The 13,039-nt window shown below is 61.9% G+C and carries 11 protein-coding genes; 9 read left to right on the top strand and 2 right to left on the bottom strand.

Annotated elements, in window-relative coordinates:
- Positions 1 to 76: 76 nt before the first annotated feature.
- The 6 genes from coxB to JMY24_RS10845 are packed head-to-tail and all read left to right on the top strand — an operon-like array spanning position 77 to position 6,342.
- Complete coding sequence (gene coxB, locus JMY24_RS10820) at positions 77 to 1,162, top strand: cytochrome c oxidase subunit II (protein ID WP_201702023.1); 1,086 nt, start codon at positions 77 to 79, stop codon at positions 1,160 to 1,162.
- Positions 1,159 to 3,108 (top strand): cytochrome c oxidase subunit I, encoded by a 1,950-nt coding sequence (gene ctaD / locus JMY24_RS10825; protein ID WP_128596893.1) that lies wholly within the window; start codon positions 1,159 to 1,161, stop codon positions 3,106 to 3,108. Before coxB ends, ctaD begins: the two co-directional genes overlap by 4 nt.
- A complete protein-coding gene (locus tag JMY24_RS10830; RefSeq protein WP_201702024.1) occupies positions 3,105 to 3,755 on the top strand; it encodes a cytochrome c oxidase subunit 3 in 651 nt (216 codons plus the stop codon). The genes ctaD and JMY24_RS10830 overlap by 4 nt, the downstream gene beginning before the upstream one ends.
- Before the next feature lie 12 nt (positions 3,756 to 3,767).
- Entirely contained in the window at positions 3,768 to 4,100 is a 333-nt protein-coding gene (locus JMY24_RS10835) for a hypothetical protein (protein WP_128586286.1), read from the top strand.
- The gene (locus JMY24_RS10840; protein ID WP_201702025.1) at positions 4,073 to 5,041 is read left to right on the top strand and encodes a cytochrome c oxidase assembly protein; all 969 of its coding nucleotides are present in this window, start codon (positions 4,073 to 4,075) and stop codon (positions 5,039 to 5,041) included. The genes JMY24_RS10835 and JMY24_RS10840 overlap by 28 nt, the downstream gene beginning before the upstream one ends.
- Positions 5,038 to 6,342 (top strand): c-type cytochrome, encoded by a 1,305-nt coding sequence (locus JMY24_RS10845; protein WP_128596894.1) that lies wholly within the window; start codon positions 5,038 to 5,040, stop codon positions 6,340 to 6,342. Before JMY24_RS10840 ends, JMY24_RS10845 begins: the two co-directional genes overlap by 4 nt.
- A 45-nt stretch (positions 6,343 to 6,387) precedes the next feature.
- Here JMY24_RS10845 and JMY24_RS10850 read toward each other — a convergent pair whose 3' ends face one another.
- The gene (locus JMY24_RS10850) at positions 6,388 to 6,897 is read right to left on the bottom strand and encodes a GNAT family N-acetyltransferase (RefSeq protein ID WP_128596892.1); all 510 of its coding nucleotides are present in this window, start codon (positions 6,895 to 6,897) and stop codon (positions 6,388 to 6,390) included.
- 325 nt (positions 6,898 to 7,222) lie between these two features.
- Between JMY24_RS10850 and JMY24_RS10855 the strand changes: the two genes are divergently transcribed.
- The 3 genes from JMY24_RS10855 to JMY24_RS10865 all read left to right on the top strand — a co-directional run bounded on the left by JMY24_RS10855 (position 7,223) and on the right by JMY24_RS10865 (position 10,633).
- A complete protein-coding gene (locus JMY24_RS10855) occupies positions 7,223 to 7,756 on the top strand; it encodes a CinA family protein (RefSeq protein ID WP_128596891.1) in 534 nt (177 codons plus the stop codon).
- Between the two features lie 92 nt (positions 7,757 to 7,848).
- On the top strand, positions 7,849 to 9,897 hold the full coding sequence (locus JMY24_RS10860; protein WP_128596890.1) for an NAD(+) synthase: 2,049 nt from the start codon (positions 7,849 to 7,851) through the stop codon (positions 9,895 to 9,897).
- A 148-nt stretch (positions 9,898 to 10,045) separates the two neighbouring features.
- Positions 10,046 to 10,633 (top strand): hemerythrin domain-containing protein, encoded by a 588-nt coding sequence (locus tag JMY24_RS10865; RefSeq protein ID WP_128596889.1) that lies wholly within the window; start codon positions 10,046 to 10,048, stop codon positions 10,631 to 10,633.
- A 54-nt stretch (positions 10,634 to 10,687) separates the two neighbouring features.
- On the opposite strand, the gene JMY24_RS10870 is transcribed toward JMY24_RS10865, so the two are convergent.
- Positions 10,688 to 12,994: an FdhF/YdeP family oxidoreductase gene (locus JMY24_RS10870; RefSeq protein ID WP_201702026.1), complete on the bottom strand. Its 2,307-nt coding sequence runs from the start codon at positions 12,992 to 12,994 to the stop codon at positions 10,688 to 10,690.
- Between the last annotated feature and the right edge of the window lie 45 nt (positions 12,995 to 13,039).

Genomic DNA, 13,039 nt, shown 5'->3' on the forward strand with positions numbered 1-13,039 from the left:
CTGCCAATCCCGACCCGGCGCGGTACAGAGATTGCTATACCCACTCACAAACGCCCCACGAGCCACCGCGCCAAGCATGAAAACAGGCCAAGCACCCCGAAAAGATCTGCAGGGCGCTGCAGCCAGGCCGCCGCGCCGACTGATTCCGCTTCGGGCATCAGCCGCACTATGCGGCGGCCTCGCGTTCGAAGCACAGGCCGTCCCCGCTCATGATGCGCTCAGTCCAGCGGGCGTGCAGGCCTCGCACATTTTCTCTCTCTGGACCGTCACGCTGACCGTCTGCTCGCTCGTGTTCGCGGCTGTGCTGATCGCGCTGCTGCTCGCCATGGCGCGCGCGCCGCGTGCCAGCCGCGACGCGAGCCCGGACCTCGGCTCGCTCGAGCGTCCGGAGAGACGCGTGCGCCGCGTGGTGAGCGCGGCGTCGATTGCGTCGGTGGTATTGCTCTTCGGGCTGCTGCTCGCCGACATCATGACCGATCGCGCGCTGTCGCGACTGCCCGTCGCCGACGCGGTTCATCTGGAGATGACCGGGCATCAATGGTGGTGGGAAGCGCGCTACGCGGACGACACACCCGGCAGCGGATTCGCGGTTGCGAACGAACTGCACGTGCCGGTGGGGCGGCCCGTCGTCATTTCGCTCAAAGCCGACGACGTAATCCATACGTTCTGGGTGCCGAATCTGCACGGCAAGAAGGACATGATTCCCGGCCGGGAGTCGACGATCGAATTCCGCGCCGACCGCGCCGGCACGTATCGCGGACAGTGCGCCGAATTCTGCGGCCTCGAACACGCGCTGATGGCATTCACGGTGGTCGCCGAGCCGCCCGCCCAGTACGACGCATGGGTCGCGCGTCAACGGACGCCCGCGCCGCAGCCGCTCAACGCGCTACAGGCGCAAGGCGAGCGCCTCTTCACGACCGGGAACTGCGCCGGCTGCCATACCGTGCGGGGCACCTCCGCAAACGGGGTGCTCGGACCCGACCTCACCCACGTGATGAGCCGCCCGATGCTCGCCGCCGAAACGTTCGAAAACACGCCCGCCAACCTCGAGTCCTGGATCAAGGCGCCCGGCAGCATGAAGCCCGGCACCACGATGCCGGCGAGCCAGTTGTCGGCGCAGGACCTGAGTGCCCTTGTCGCATGGATCAGAACCCTTCAATGAGCGAACGTCAATCCACATCGGGGCGGCCGGCCGAGCATCTGGTGGACGGTCCCGCCGCCGGGCAGCAGGTCGCCGAAGCGCTTGCGCGCACCTGGAGCGATAGCCCGGGCTGGCTGGGCCGGCTCTCCGCTGTCAATCACAAGACCGTGGCGCGGCGCTTCGTGATCACCACGTTCGTTTTCTTTCTGCTGGGCGGCCTGCTCGCGCTCGCCATGAGACTGCAGCTCGCGCGCCCCGGCAATCGTCTCGTCGGCCCGGAGCTGTACAACCAGCTCTTCACGATTCACGGCACGACGATGATGTTCCTGTTCGCCGTGCCGATCATGCAGGCAATCGCGACATGGCTCGTGCCGCTGATGATCGGCGCGCGCAGCGTCGCCTTCCCGCGGATGAACGCCTACGCCTACTGGGTCTTTCTGTTCGGCGGCGCGACGCTTTACGTGGCGTTCGTGCTCGGCGCCGGACCGGATGCAGGCTGGTTCAGTTATGTGCCGCTCGCCGGGCCTGATTATTCGACGGGCAAAGGCGTCGACATCTGGGCGCAGATGATCACCTTCACGGAGCTTGCCTCGCTGCTCGAAGCGGTCGTGCTCATTACGACGATCTTCAAGATGCGTGCGCCCGGCATGTCGCTCAACCGCATGCCGCTATTCGTGTGGGCTACGCTGATCACGCAATTCATGGTGCTGTTCGCGATGCCGGCGGTGATGCTCGGCAGCACCGCGCTGATTCTCGATCGTCTGGTCGGTACGCATTTTTACAACCCGGCGCGCGGCGGCGACGTGTTGTTGTGGCAGCACCTTTTCTGGTTCTTCGGGCATCCCGAGGTGTACCTGATCTTCATTCCGCCGCTCGGCTTTCTTTCGTCGATCATTCCAACCTTCGCGCGCCGCCCGATTTTCGGCTACCCGGTCATGGTGCTCGCGCTGATCATGACGGCCTTTCTCGCGTTCGGTCTATGGGTGCATCACATGTTCGCGACGAGCATTCCGGCGCTCGGCAAGAACTTCTTTACAGCCGCCAGTCTGATGATCGCCATCCCGTCCGGCGTGCAGATCTTCTGCTGGATCGCTACGCTGTGGACCGGCCGCCTCAACCTGAAGACGCCGCTATGGTTTGCGCTCGGCTTCTTCTTCATTCTGGTGCTGGGCGGCATGACCGGCGTGATGCTCGGTTCGGTGGCGCTCGACTTGCAGGTACATGACACCTACTTCGTGGTCGCGCATCTGCATTACGTATTGCTCGGCGGTGCGGTATTTCCGCTGTTCGGCGCGTTCTACTACTGGTATCCGAAAGCGACTGGCCGGCTGATGAACGAGACGCTGGGACGTCTGCAATTCTGGCTGTTCTTTATCGGCTTTAACGTGGCGTTCTTTCCGATGCACGTGCTCGGTCTGCACGGCATGCCGCGCCGCGTGTGGACCTATCCGCACGGCATGGGCTGGGACGGCATGAACCTGGCCGCCACGATAGGCGCGGTGACGATAGGCGTCAGCGTGCTGGTGTTCATCGTCAATGCGGTGCGCAGCTACCGGCATGGCGAAGTGGCGGGCGCCGATCCGTGGGGCGCGGGCACGCTCGAATGGAGCACCGCGAGTCCGCCGCCGCCGCACAACTTCGACGCGCTGCCCGTGGTTCACGGACGCGACCCATTGTGGGAGCCCTCCGCGCAACCGGCATATGTGAGCGGCCTTGCTGCCGAATCGCGTGAAGTGTTGTCTACCACCGCGCTCGACGCGCTGCCCGATCTGCGTCTGCTGTTTCCATCGCCCTCGATCTGGCCGTTTATCAGCGCAGTGGCGACCACCGTGTTGTTCATCGGCTCGATCTTTTCGCCGTGGGCTGTCGTGTGGGGTTCGGTCCCGGTCACGATCGCGTTGATCGGCTGGTTCTGGCCCAATCGCGGCCAGAACCAGCGTGCGGTCCAACTGGAGCAACGGCCATGACGGAATTGCGCAAAGTGCCGGTAAACGCTGTGTCAAACGACGCGGGCGCCACTCCAGCGTTGATGCTGAACGTGCGCCATCTGCCGAGCTTCGCCTTCGGGCATCGCAGTCTGATGTGGTGGAGCACCGTGTGTCTGATGCTGATCGAGGGCACCGTTTTTGCCATCGCGGCAATGACGTACTTCTATCTGCGCGGTCTCACCGCGAGGTGGCCGCTCAACGCCGCGCCGCCCGACCTGCTGTGGGGCACCGCAAACACCGCGATTCTGCTCGTGAGCATGTGGCCGAACCAGCTTGCGAAGCGCGCTGCCGACCGCCAGCAGCGCGCCCGCGCGCGTCTGTGGCTCTGCGTATGCCTGCTTTTCGCCGTGGCCTTTCTCGTGGTGCGCGGCGTCGAGTTTGCCGCACTGAATGTGAGCTGGTACACGAACGCCTACGGCTCGGTCGTATGGCTGCTGCTCGGCCTGCACACCACGCACCTCATTACTGACACCCTGGACACGGCGGTGCTGGCCGTGCTGCTGTTCACCGGCCCGTTTGAAGGGAAACGTTTCGTCGACGTGAGCGAGAACGCGCTGTACTGGTACTTCGTCGTACTCAGCTGGTTGCCGATCTATGCGGTGATCTACCTCGCTCCCCGCTTGTGATGGAGGTTTGCCATGCGAACCTGGCTCGCGCTCCTCGGCGCGCCTTCCGCGGTACTGGCCGCGCTGGGCGCCGACTATGCACTCGTCACGACCTCCTGTGCGTGGCGAACGATTCTGCCTCTAGGCAGCGTCACCGGCACTGCGCTGCTGTTCTCGATGATCGCCACGCTGCTTGCCTGGCACCGCTGGCGCGAGGCCGGCATGATCGCCCCCGCGAATGCGACCGCACTGCCCGCGCGTCCCGCAATGCTCGCGTGCGCGGCCACGTGGGTCGGCATGCTTTCGACGCTCGCACTCGTCGCAATGTGGATACCGCAATGGCTCATATCCCCCTGCGTGCAATGAACACATCAATGCGCTGCGCACTCGCGTTTGCCGCGGCGTGCATTCCGCCCGGCGTACACGCGCATGTGCTGACTGCCGCGGAAAGAAGCGCGCCGCCCGTGCTGAGCTGGACCTTCGCACCATGGGTCGTCGCATTGCTGGTCGTGAGCCTCGGCCTCTATGCGGCCGGCTACCGGCGTCTGCGCGCGCGCAGCCGACGCGGGCGCGGCATTCGCACGCGGCAACTGTGCGCGTTCGTAGCCGGATGGCTTGCGCTCGTCGCCGCGCTCAATTCGCCACTCGATGCATTGAGCGCGGCGCTATTTTCCGCGCATATGGTTCAGCACGAATTGATGATGATCGTGGCCGCTCCGCTGCTCGTGCTGGGCCGACCGCTCGCGGTATGGCTGTGGGCCTTTCCTCCGGCGGCACGGCACGCGATAGCGGCGGCAGTCCGCACACCGGTGCTGAACGGGCTGTGGCGCGCGCTGTGTGCGCCGACCGTCGCGTGGCTGCTGCATGCCGCCGCGCTGTGGGCGTGGCATATGCCGCGTTTTTTCGAAGCCGCGCTCGCGTCGGCCGGTATTCATACGCTCCAGCACGCGAGCTTCCTGCTAAGCGCGTTGTTGTTCTGGTGGGTCGTTTTCGGCGAAGGCGCGCGGCGCGATCAAAGCGGCTATGCAATGTTGTCGCTCTTCACGACGATGGTTCACACCGGCGCGCTGGGCGCATTGCTCACGCTCGCGCCAGGGCTCTGGTACCCCGCGTACATAGAGCCGACAACGGCGCTCGGCTTCGACCCGCTGCAGGATCAGCAACTCGGCGGTCTCGTGATGTGGGTGCCTGGCGGTCTGGCGTATCTGATCGCCGCGCTTCTGACAGGCGCGCGCTGGTTGATGCACCGCGCGCCAGTGACGCTCATGCCCAACACGCTGGCCGCGCGCCGCGATACCACCTCATGATGCGGCGCTTCAAACTGATCGTGCTGGCCGGCACGGCGTTTCTTGCCGCATTCACGGCTGCCCGCGTCACGGCCCAGCCCTCCGGTGCAGCGGATCAGGAGCTTGCGGCCCTTGTGGCGCGCGGAGAGTATCTTGCGAAAGCGTCGGACTGCGCGGGTTGCCACACCGCCGTCGGCGGACAAGCCTATGGCGGCGGCCTCGGACTAACCTCGCCGTTCGGCACGATCATGAGCAGCAACATCACGCCGGACCGCCGGTACGGCATTGGCGCATACAGTTACGAGGATTTCGCGCGGTCCGTGCGCGAGGGCGTGTCGCCGGGCAGCAAGCGGCTCTATCCGGCCATGCCGTATACGTCGTTTTCAAAAATGTCCGACGACGACATGCGGGCGCTCTACGCGTATTTCATGCACGCCGTAAAACCGGCGCCCGAGCCGGCTCCGCCCACCAAGCTGCCGTTCCCGTTCAATCAGCGCTGGGTGCTCTATTTCTGGCAACTCGTGTTCGCACCGAAAGAACCATATCAACCGAAGGCCGGACGCGACGCACAGTGGAATCGCGGGGCGTTTCTCGTGCAAGGTCCAGGTCATTGCGGCGCATGTCATACACCTCGTGGGCCGGGCTTTCAGGAACGCGGCTACGACGAGTCGTCGCCGACGTATTTGACTGGCGGAGTCAATGACAACTGGTTCGGGCCGAATCTCACTGGCGATCCGGGCTCGGGACTCGGACGTATCGGCGAAAAAGATCTCGCTGCATTCCTGAAGACGGGACACGGCGCGGGTCTCGCCGCATTCGGTTCGATGGTCGAGCAAGTGGAAGACAGCACCCAATATCTGACCGACGAAGATGCGCTCGCAATGGCGCACTACCTGAAGTCGCTGCCCGCGCAAAAGCCGTCCGGGGGCTACGAGCCGCACGCGCAGCCCGACTTGCCGGCGCGCAATGGCAATCGTGTCGATGCGCCTCAATCGGTGGGTGCGCGAGTCTATATCTCGTTCTGCGCGCAGTGCCACGGTGTGCAAGGTGCGGGCGTGCCCAATGTGTTTCCGCGGCTGGCTGGCAATCCGGCAGTAATCACAGAAGATACGACCTCGCTGATTCGCTTGATGGTGGAAGGCGGCAACAGTGCCGCGACTATCAGTGGACCACCGCGTCAACCAATGCCGGGCTTCGCTCAAACGCTCACGAATGCGCAAATGGCGAATGTGCTTTCATGGATTCGCGCCTCATGGGGTAACGACGCGCGGCCTGTGACCGCCAACGACATTCAGTCGTTGCGCGAGAAAATTCACAAGTAGCGCGGCCCATAGCCCGCGCGATTCGACGCATTACGTTCGGCTCGATTACGCTCGGCGCATGGTTGCCTGGCGCTGGCTGTCGGGCGCCTGTCCGTCGAGGCGCTTTTCGAAGCAGCACGAATCGTCTTTGCTCACATGCGGCCCATACGGTGCGATGCGATGGAACCCGTGCTTCTCGTAGAACTCGATCGCCCGACGATTGTTCACGTGCGTGCCGAGCCATAACGCCTGATAGCCTAGTTCTGCCGCTTCTTTCTCGAGCCGCGCGAGAATTGCACTGCCTGCACCGTCCGCACCGGGGCGTGCATAGAGGCGCTTGATCTCGGCAATGTGCTCGCCTAGCGGACGAAACGCGCCACAACCAAGCGGCGTTGAAGAACCGCTCCTCGCAACCAGAAAGCGTGAGCGCTCGAGTGCGACGTCGTGAATGGAAAAGCGCTTCTGTCCGCCGTCGCCGGTAAACAAAGCCAACGTGGCGCTCAATTCGTCGAGCAATGTTTGCGAGTCAGTCGAGGACGGGTCCTCGCGGTTGATAACGATTGTCGGAAACATCATGAGCGTCGCCTCCTTTGCCGTCGCACGCGAAACAGAAAGAGCAAGCGCTGTACCGATGCTAAAGCGGCGCGCAAATGCATAGCGCATGCAGCGCAAAAAAGAGGCTCGCCATCTGGCGAGCCTAACCGAACAAACAACCATGGCGTCCCGGTGAAGGGACAGCCGTATCGAGCAATCGCTGTGCCGCCCGCGGAAGCTTAACCTGCGACGGGTATTGCACTTGCTCGCTGACAACTGACTGGCTTATCGTGAACAGACGAGCCTGGTTAGAGCAGCTTGATAAACCAGCTTGCGTAAGCGAGATCGGATAAACGAGGACGCAAAAATGAACATTCCCCGCAGCGTGGTTGGATTTCTCTCGTCGCGCGGTCTTGTGATCGCCACCGCCGAATCGTGCACCGGCGGTCTCATTGCATCGCTGCTCGCGAACGTGCCGGGCAGCGGCGCATGCCTCGACGTGGGCCTCGTCGTGTACTCGCCAACGGGTAAATGCGGTGTACTGAAGGTGCGGTCGCAGACCATCGAAGAGCATGGCTTGACGAGCGAGGCAGTCGCCCAGGAGATGGCCACCGGCGTACTCGCGCTCGAAGGGTGCTCGGCCAATATCGCCGTCTCCAATACGGGGCTCGCCGGTCCGCCGCCGAAAGGCACGGATTTGCCGGCAGGCACGCAGTGCTTCGCGTGGCGCTACAAGTGCCGGGACGGTGAGTTCATGTTTACCGAGACGCGAGTTTTCGACGGAGACCGCACCACCATCCGGAAAAACGCGGCGCTTTACGCGCTTTCGCGAGTCGAGTATTACTACAATCAGTTGCCGAATGTACGAAACGGGAGACCCGGCTCGCCGCAATCCGTCTGAGCGCGTTGCGAACGTTGCATCGGGCTGTGTTCAACACCGGCCGGAGCGGAGAAGCTTCCGCGTCCGAGCCGCTACTCAAGGCGCTGCACACCATGACGCGATCATTCTTCAATTTGTACAGTCACGACTTTGCGCGTGTCGCGGTTGCGGTTCCGGTGTGCCGCGTGGCCGATCCGCTATTCAACGCCCAGGAAACGCTGCAACTGGCCCGCGAAGCCGCGCAAAAAGGCGCGCTACTGGTGGTGTTTCCCGAGCTCGGCATATCGGCCTATACGTGCGACGACCTCTTTCATCAGCGAGCACTGCTCGACGCGTGCGAGGCCGCAATCGGCGAGATCGTTGCGGCCTCTACGAGTATTCCCGCGGTACTGGTGATCGGCGCACCACTGAAGATCGAGCATAAGCTGTTCAATTGCGCATTGGTGATTTCGAACGGCAAGCTGTGCGGTGTGGTCCCCAAAAGCTACCTGCCGAACTACGGCGAGTTCTACGAAGCCCGCCAGTTCAGTGCGGCGGAGAACGCATCGACCGCCGAAGTGACGTTATGCGGACAGCACGCGCCCTTCGACGCGTCATTGTTGTTCGACGTGCCGCACGCGCCGCTCTTTCGCTTCCACGTTGAAATATGCGAGGACGTATGGGTTCCCGTGCCACCGTCGTCGTTTGCGGCGCTCGCGGGCGCAACGGTGCTCGTCAATCTTTCGGCATCCAACATCGTGATCGGCAAATCCGGCTATCGGCATCAACTGGTCGGTCAGCAATCCGCGCGATGCCTGTCTGCCTATCTGTATTCGTCTGCGGGCCGCGGCGAATCCACGACCGACCTCGCATGGGACGGCCAGGCGCTGATCTATGAAAACGGCGAATTGCTCGCGGAATCCGAGCGTTTTGTCGATACGTCCCATGTGATTTACGGCGACGTCGACCTCGAACGGCTGTCGCGCGAACGGATGCGGCAAACTACTTTTGGCCAGTCCACGCGCCGCCACGCGAACGAGGTCGGAAAATTCCAGGTGGTCAGCGTGCCGGCTTCGCTCCCCGATGCGGAGCATTTGCCGCTCATGCGTTCAATCAACCGTTTCCCCTATGTGCCGTCAAATCCCGCGACACGCGATGAACGCTGCGCCGAGGTCTACAACATTCAGGTGCAGGGGCTGCTGCAAAGACTCGGCGCGGCCGGAATTTCAAAAGTGGTGATTGGTGTGTCCGGCGGGCTCGATTCCACGCAGGCGCTGCTCGTGTGCGCAAAAGCCATGGACCGGTTGAAGCTGCCGCGCTCGAATATCCTCGGTTACACGATGCCGGGCTTCGCGACCAGCAGCCGCACGCTCCAACAGGCGAAGGATCTGATGCAAGCCGTGGGCTGCTCGATGGAGGAAATCGACATACGTCCGAGCTGCATGCAAATGCTTCAGGACTTGCACCATCCGTTTGCGTCCGGTGAAAAACAATACGACGTCACGTTCGAAAACGTTCAGGCGGGCGAACGCACCAGCCATCTTTTCAGGCTCGCCAATTTCCATCAGGCAATCGTGATCGGCACGGGCGACCTGAGCGAACTGGCGCTTGGATGGTGCACCTATGGCGTTGGCGATCACATGTCGCATTACAGCGTGAACGCAAGCGTGCCGAAGACGCTGATTACACATCTGGTGCGCTGGGTCGCCGAATCCGGCCAGGTCGGCGACGCGGGCTCGCATGTGCTGGAGCAGATACTGGCGACCGAGATCAGCCCGGAACTCGTGCCTGGCAAAGTCGAAAAAGTCATCGACCAAAAGACCGAAAGCATTATCGGTCCGTATGAATTGCAGGACTTCAACCTCTATTACCTGTTGCGCTTCGGCTTTTCACCGTCGAAGGTCGCCTTCCTCGCGCATTGCGCATGGGCCGACCGCGAGCGCGGCGTCTGGCCGGCGGGTCGAAATGTGGCGCGCAACGAATACACGCTTGGCGACATCAAGCGCAATCTGGCGATCTTCGCCGAACGCTTTTTCCACACGAGCCAGTTCAAGCGCTCCTGTGTTCCCAATGCTCCCAAGGTTGGATCGGGCGGCTCCTTGTCTCCACGCGGCGACTGGCGTGCTCCGAGCGACAGCGAGGCAACGGTCTGGCTGCGAGACATCGAAAAGATTCCCGGTTAGCGGGGCGTTGCAGGTATGGCGAATGCGGTACGTGGCGCATCCGCGAGCGCCCGCATGCGGATTCGCGTGCTCATTGCGCATGTCGACTTCGCGTGCAGGCAATCCCCACAAACCGACGCGCGGCGCCGCGTCATTCTGGAGAACTGCCATGCCCGAGACCAATTCGTCGATGTCCCCCACCATTACCGCGATGATCCGGCTTGATCATATGCATGTACTCGCCGCGTTTCATCGCTATCACGCAGACAGTCCATGGTGGCGCAAGCGCGCAATCGTCAATTCGGTCTGCGCGGCACTTGAAATACACGCGCAACTCGAAGAGGAAATCTTTTATCCGGCATTGGCCGGTGTAATGAGCGAGGATAAGACGCTCGAAAAGAGCCAGCCGGAACACGATGAAATGCGCGCCACGATCGCAAAGCTACGCGCAAGCGGACCCGAGGATGCAGCGTACGACGGTCTCTTCCAGCAATTGATGCGCGAGGTTATGCATCATGTGGCCGATGAAGAAACCGTGCTACTGCCCACGGCTGAGCGGGCATTGAAAAGCGAGCTGCGCTCACTCGGCTCGAAAATGACGCGCCGCAGAATGCAGCTCCTAGGTGAGCGTCCGCGCGAAATTGCAGTGAACACTGCAGGCACATTCCCGATTGCCACCTTCCTGCTCGGGTCTCTGCTGGTGATCGGCGCCACGCATTGCTTGCCGAAGTCGCGCAGAACGCGTTACGCCGATTGAGCGCGCCTGAAGGAAGCTCCGGAATCCGCCGGGCAATCCGGCCCGGCGGGTCTGTCATACAGAAGGCTGAACCCCCGGTTTGTCGACAATCCGCACAGGAATAGACTTGGCGCCAGGCACTTTACTTTCTTCGGCGCAGTGCCAGAGCGGCAGTAGCGGATTGCATTCCGGGTAATAGCCGGCAATGCAGCCACGGGGAATGTCGTAAGCCTTGACGGTGAGGCCGCTTACGCGCCGGTCGAAGCCGTCGTCGGAAATGGTTTGCAAGCCAATTTTGTCGCCTTCCGACAGACCGCTCGCCGCCATATCGTCCTCATTCATCAGCACAATCATGCGGTTGCCCTTGACGCCGCGAAAGCGATCGTCCAGCGAGTAGATCGTCGTATTGAACTGACTGTCGGAGCGCAGGGTCATCAGTCGGAGCGCGTCTGTTTCGCGCTCGGGCATGTCGGGATCTTCGCCGAGTGCTTTCGGTACCTGAAATTCTGCCTTGCCGCTTTTCGTCTTCCATTGCCGCTCGCGCGCCGGGAGTGGTTTGTGAAATCCGCCCGGCGTCCACATACGCTGGTTGAAATCGCGGAATATGTCGGGATACGTCTTTTCTATTTCGTCGCGCACCACCGAGTAATCGTCTCGCCATGCGTCCCAATTGACGTTGAAGCGAGCGCCCAAGGTCGCTTTCGCGATTCCCGCGACGATGTAAGGCTCCGAGCGAATGTTGTCGCTGGCCGGTTCCGCCACGCCACGCGAGCCATGCATGCAGGCGGTGCTGTCTTCCATTGAAACAGCCTGGTCACCACTCGCCTGCCGGTCGATTTCGATGCGGCTCAAACACGGCAAAATGTATGAGATTTCACCGTGTACGAGGTGACTTCGATTGAGCTTGGTCGCGACGTTCACATTGAGGCGCAAACCTCTCCATGCAGGTTCTATCCGCAAGCGGTCCGGCACAGAACGTACGAGATTGCCGCCGAGGTTGAATACGCCCTTTACCTCTCCTTTGAGCATCGCTTCAAACGCTTCGACGGTATTCAGGCCTTTTTTTCGGGGCGGCTCGAAGGAGAACTGGCTTGCCAGCTTATCGAGCGGCGCCAGTTCGGGCTTCTCCGTAATGCCGACTGTGCGCTGCCCCTGCACGTTGGAATGACCGCGCACAGGTGAAGGCCCCGCACCGGGCTTGCCCACGTTGCCCCGCAGAAACAGCAGGTTGCACACCATGCGGACGTTTTGCACGCCGAGTCGGTGCTGCGTCAGTCCCATGCCGTAATGGACAATTACCGCATTCGCCTTCATGTACTCGTCTGCCGCAGCCTGTATCGCGTCGCGAGTCAGGCCACTGACGTTTTCGATGTCCTCCCACGACGCCTCTCGTGCATAGTTCGCGAATGCTTCGTAACCGGTCGTATGATCGCGGATGAAGTCCGCATCGACGACACGCGGCGCACCTTGCTGGACGGCCAGATCGTCCGCGGCAATCACCGCCTTGCAGATGCCGAGAATCGCAGCGGTATCGCCGCCGGTCTTGAGTTGATGATATTGCGTACTGATCTGCGTGTTGTCGGGCGTGAGCATCTGCAACGGCGACTGCGGATTTGCAAAACGCACGAGCCCCGGCTCGCGAAGCGGATTGAACGTGATGATCGGCACACCGCGTTTGCGCGCGTCCTGCAATTGATGAAGCATGCGCGGACTATTGGTGCCCACGTTCTGGCCAAAGAAGAACATCAGGTCAGTCTTCTCGAAGTCTTCGAGCGTAATGGTGCCGACGCCCACCCCGATCGCTTCCTTGAGCCCGACACTGGTGCTTTCGTGACACATGTTCGAGCTGTCGGGCAAATTGTTCGTGCCGTACATGCGCGCGAAAAGCTGGTACATGTACGACGTTTCGAGCGACGCGCGGCCCGACGCATAGAACACCACACTGTCTGGCTCCAGCTTGTTGAGTTCGCGGCCGATTTCGTCGAATGCCTGTTGCCATTCCACTTGCACGTATTTGTCGGTGGCGGGATCGTAGCGCATAGGCGCTGTGAGCCGCCCCGCTTCCTCCAGGTCATGGTCGTGCCACGACAGCAATTCGGTCACGGTATGCAGTTGAAAGAACTCGGGCGTCATTCGCTTCGACGTGAGATCCCAGGCGGTAGCCTTCGCACCGCTCTCACAGAACTCGAACACGTGCGGGTCGGCCGGCTTGGCCCACGAACAGCTCACGCACATGAAGCCGTCCGGTTTATTCTGCTTCGCAAGCACCGCACCATCTTTCAGGCCAACGTGCTCCTGTACCAGGATTGACGTGACCGCCTTCAGCGATCCCCATCCGCCCGATGCATAGGGGTAGTCTCGTGTCGTGTCCTTCTCTTTCATTGCTGTCTCCGCGCGAACGTCAGTACAAAAAGAGAGCAAAGTGTG

Source organism: Paraburkholderia kirstenboschensis (assembly GCF_904848585.1).
GTDB classification, from domain to species: domain Bacteria; phylum Pseudomonadota; class Gammaproteobacteria; order Burkholderiales; family Burkholderiaceae; genus Paraburkholderia; species Paraburkholderia kirstenboschensis.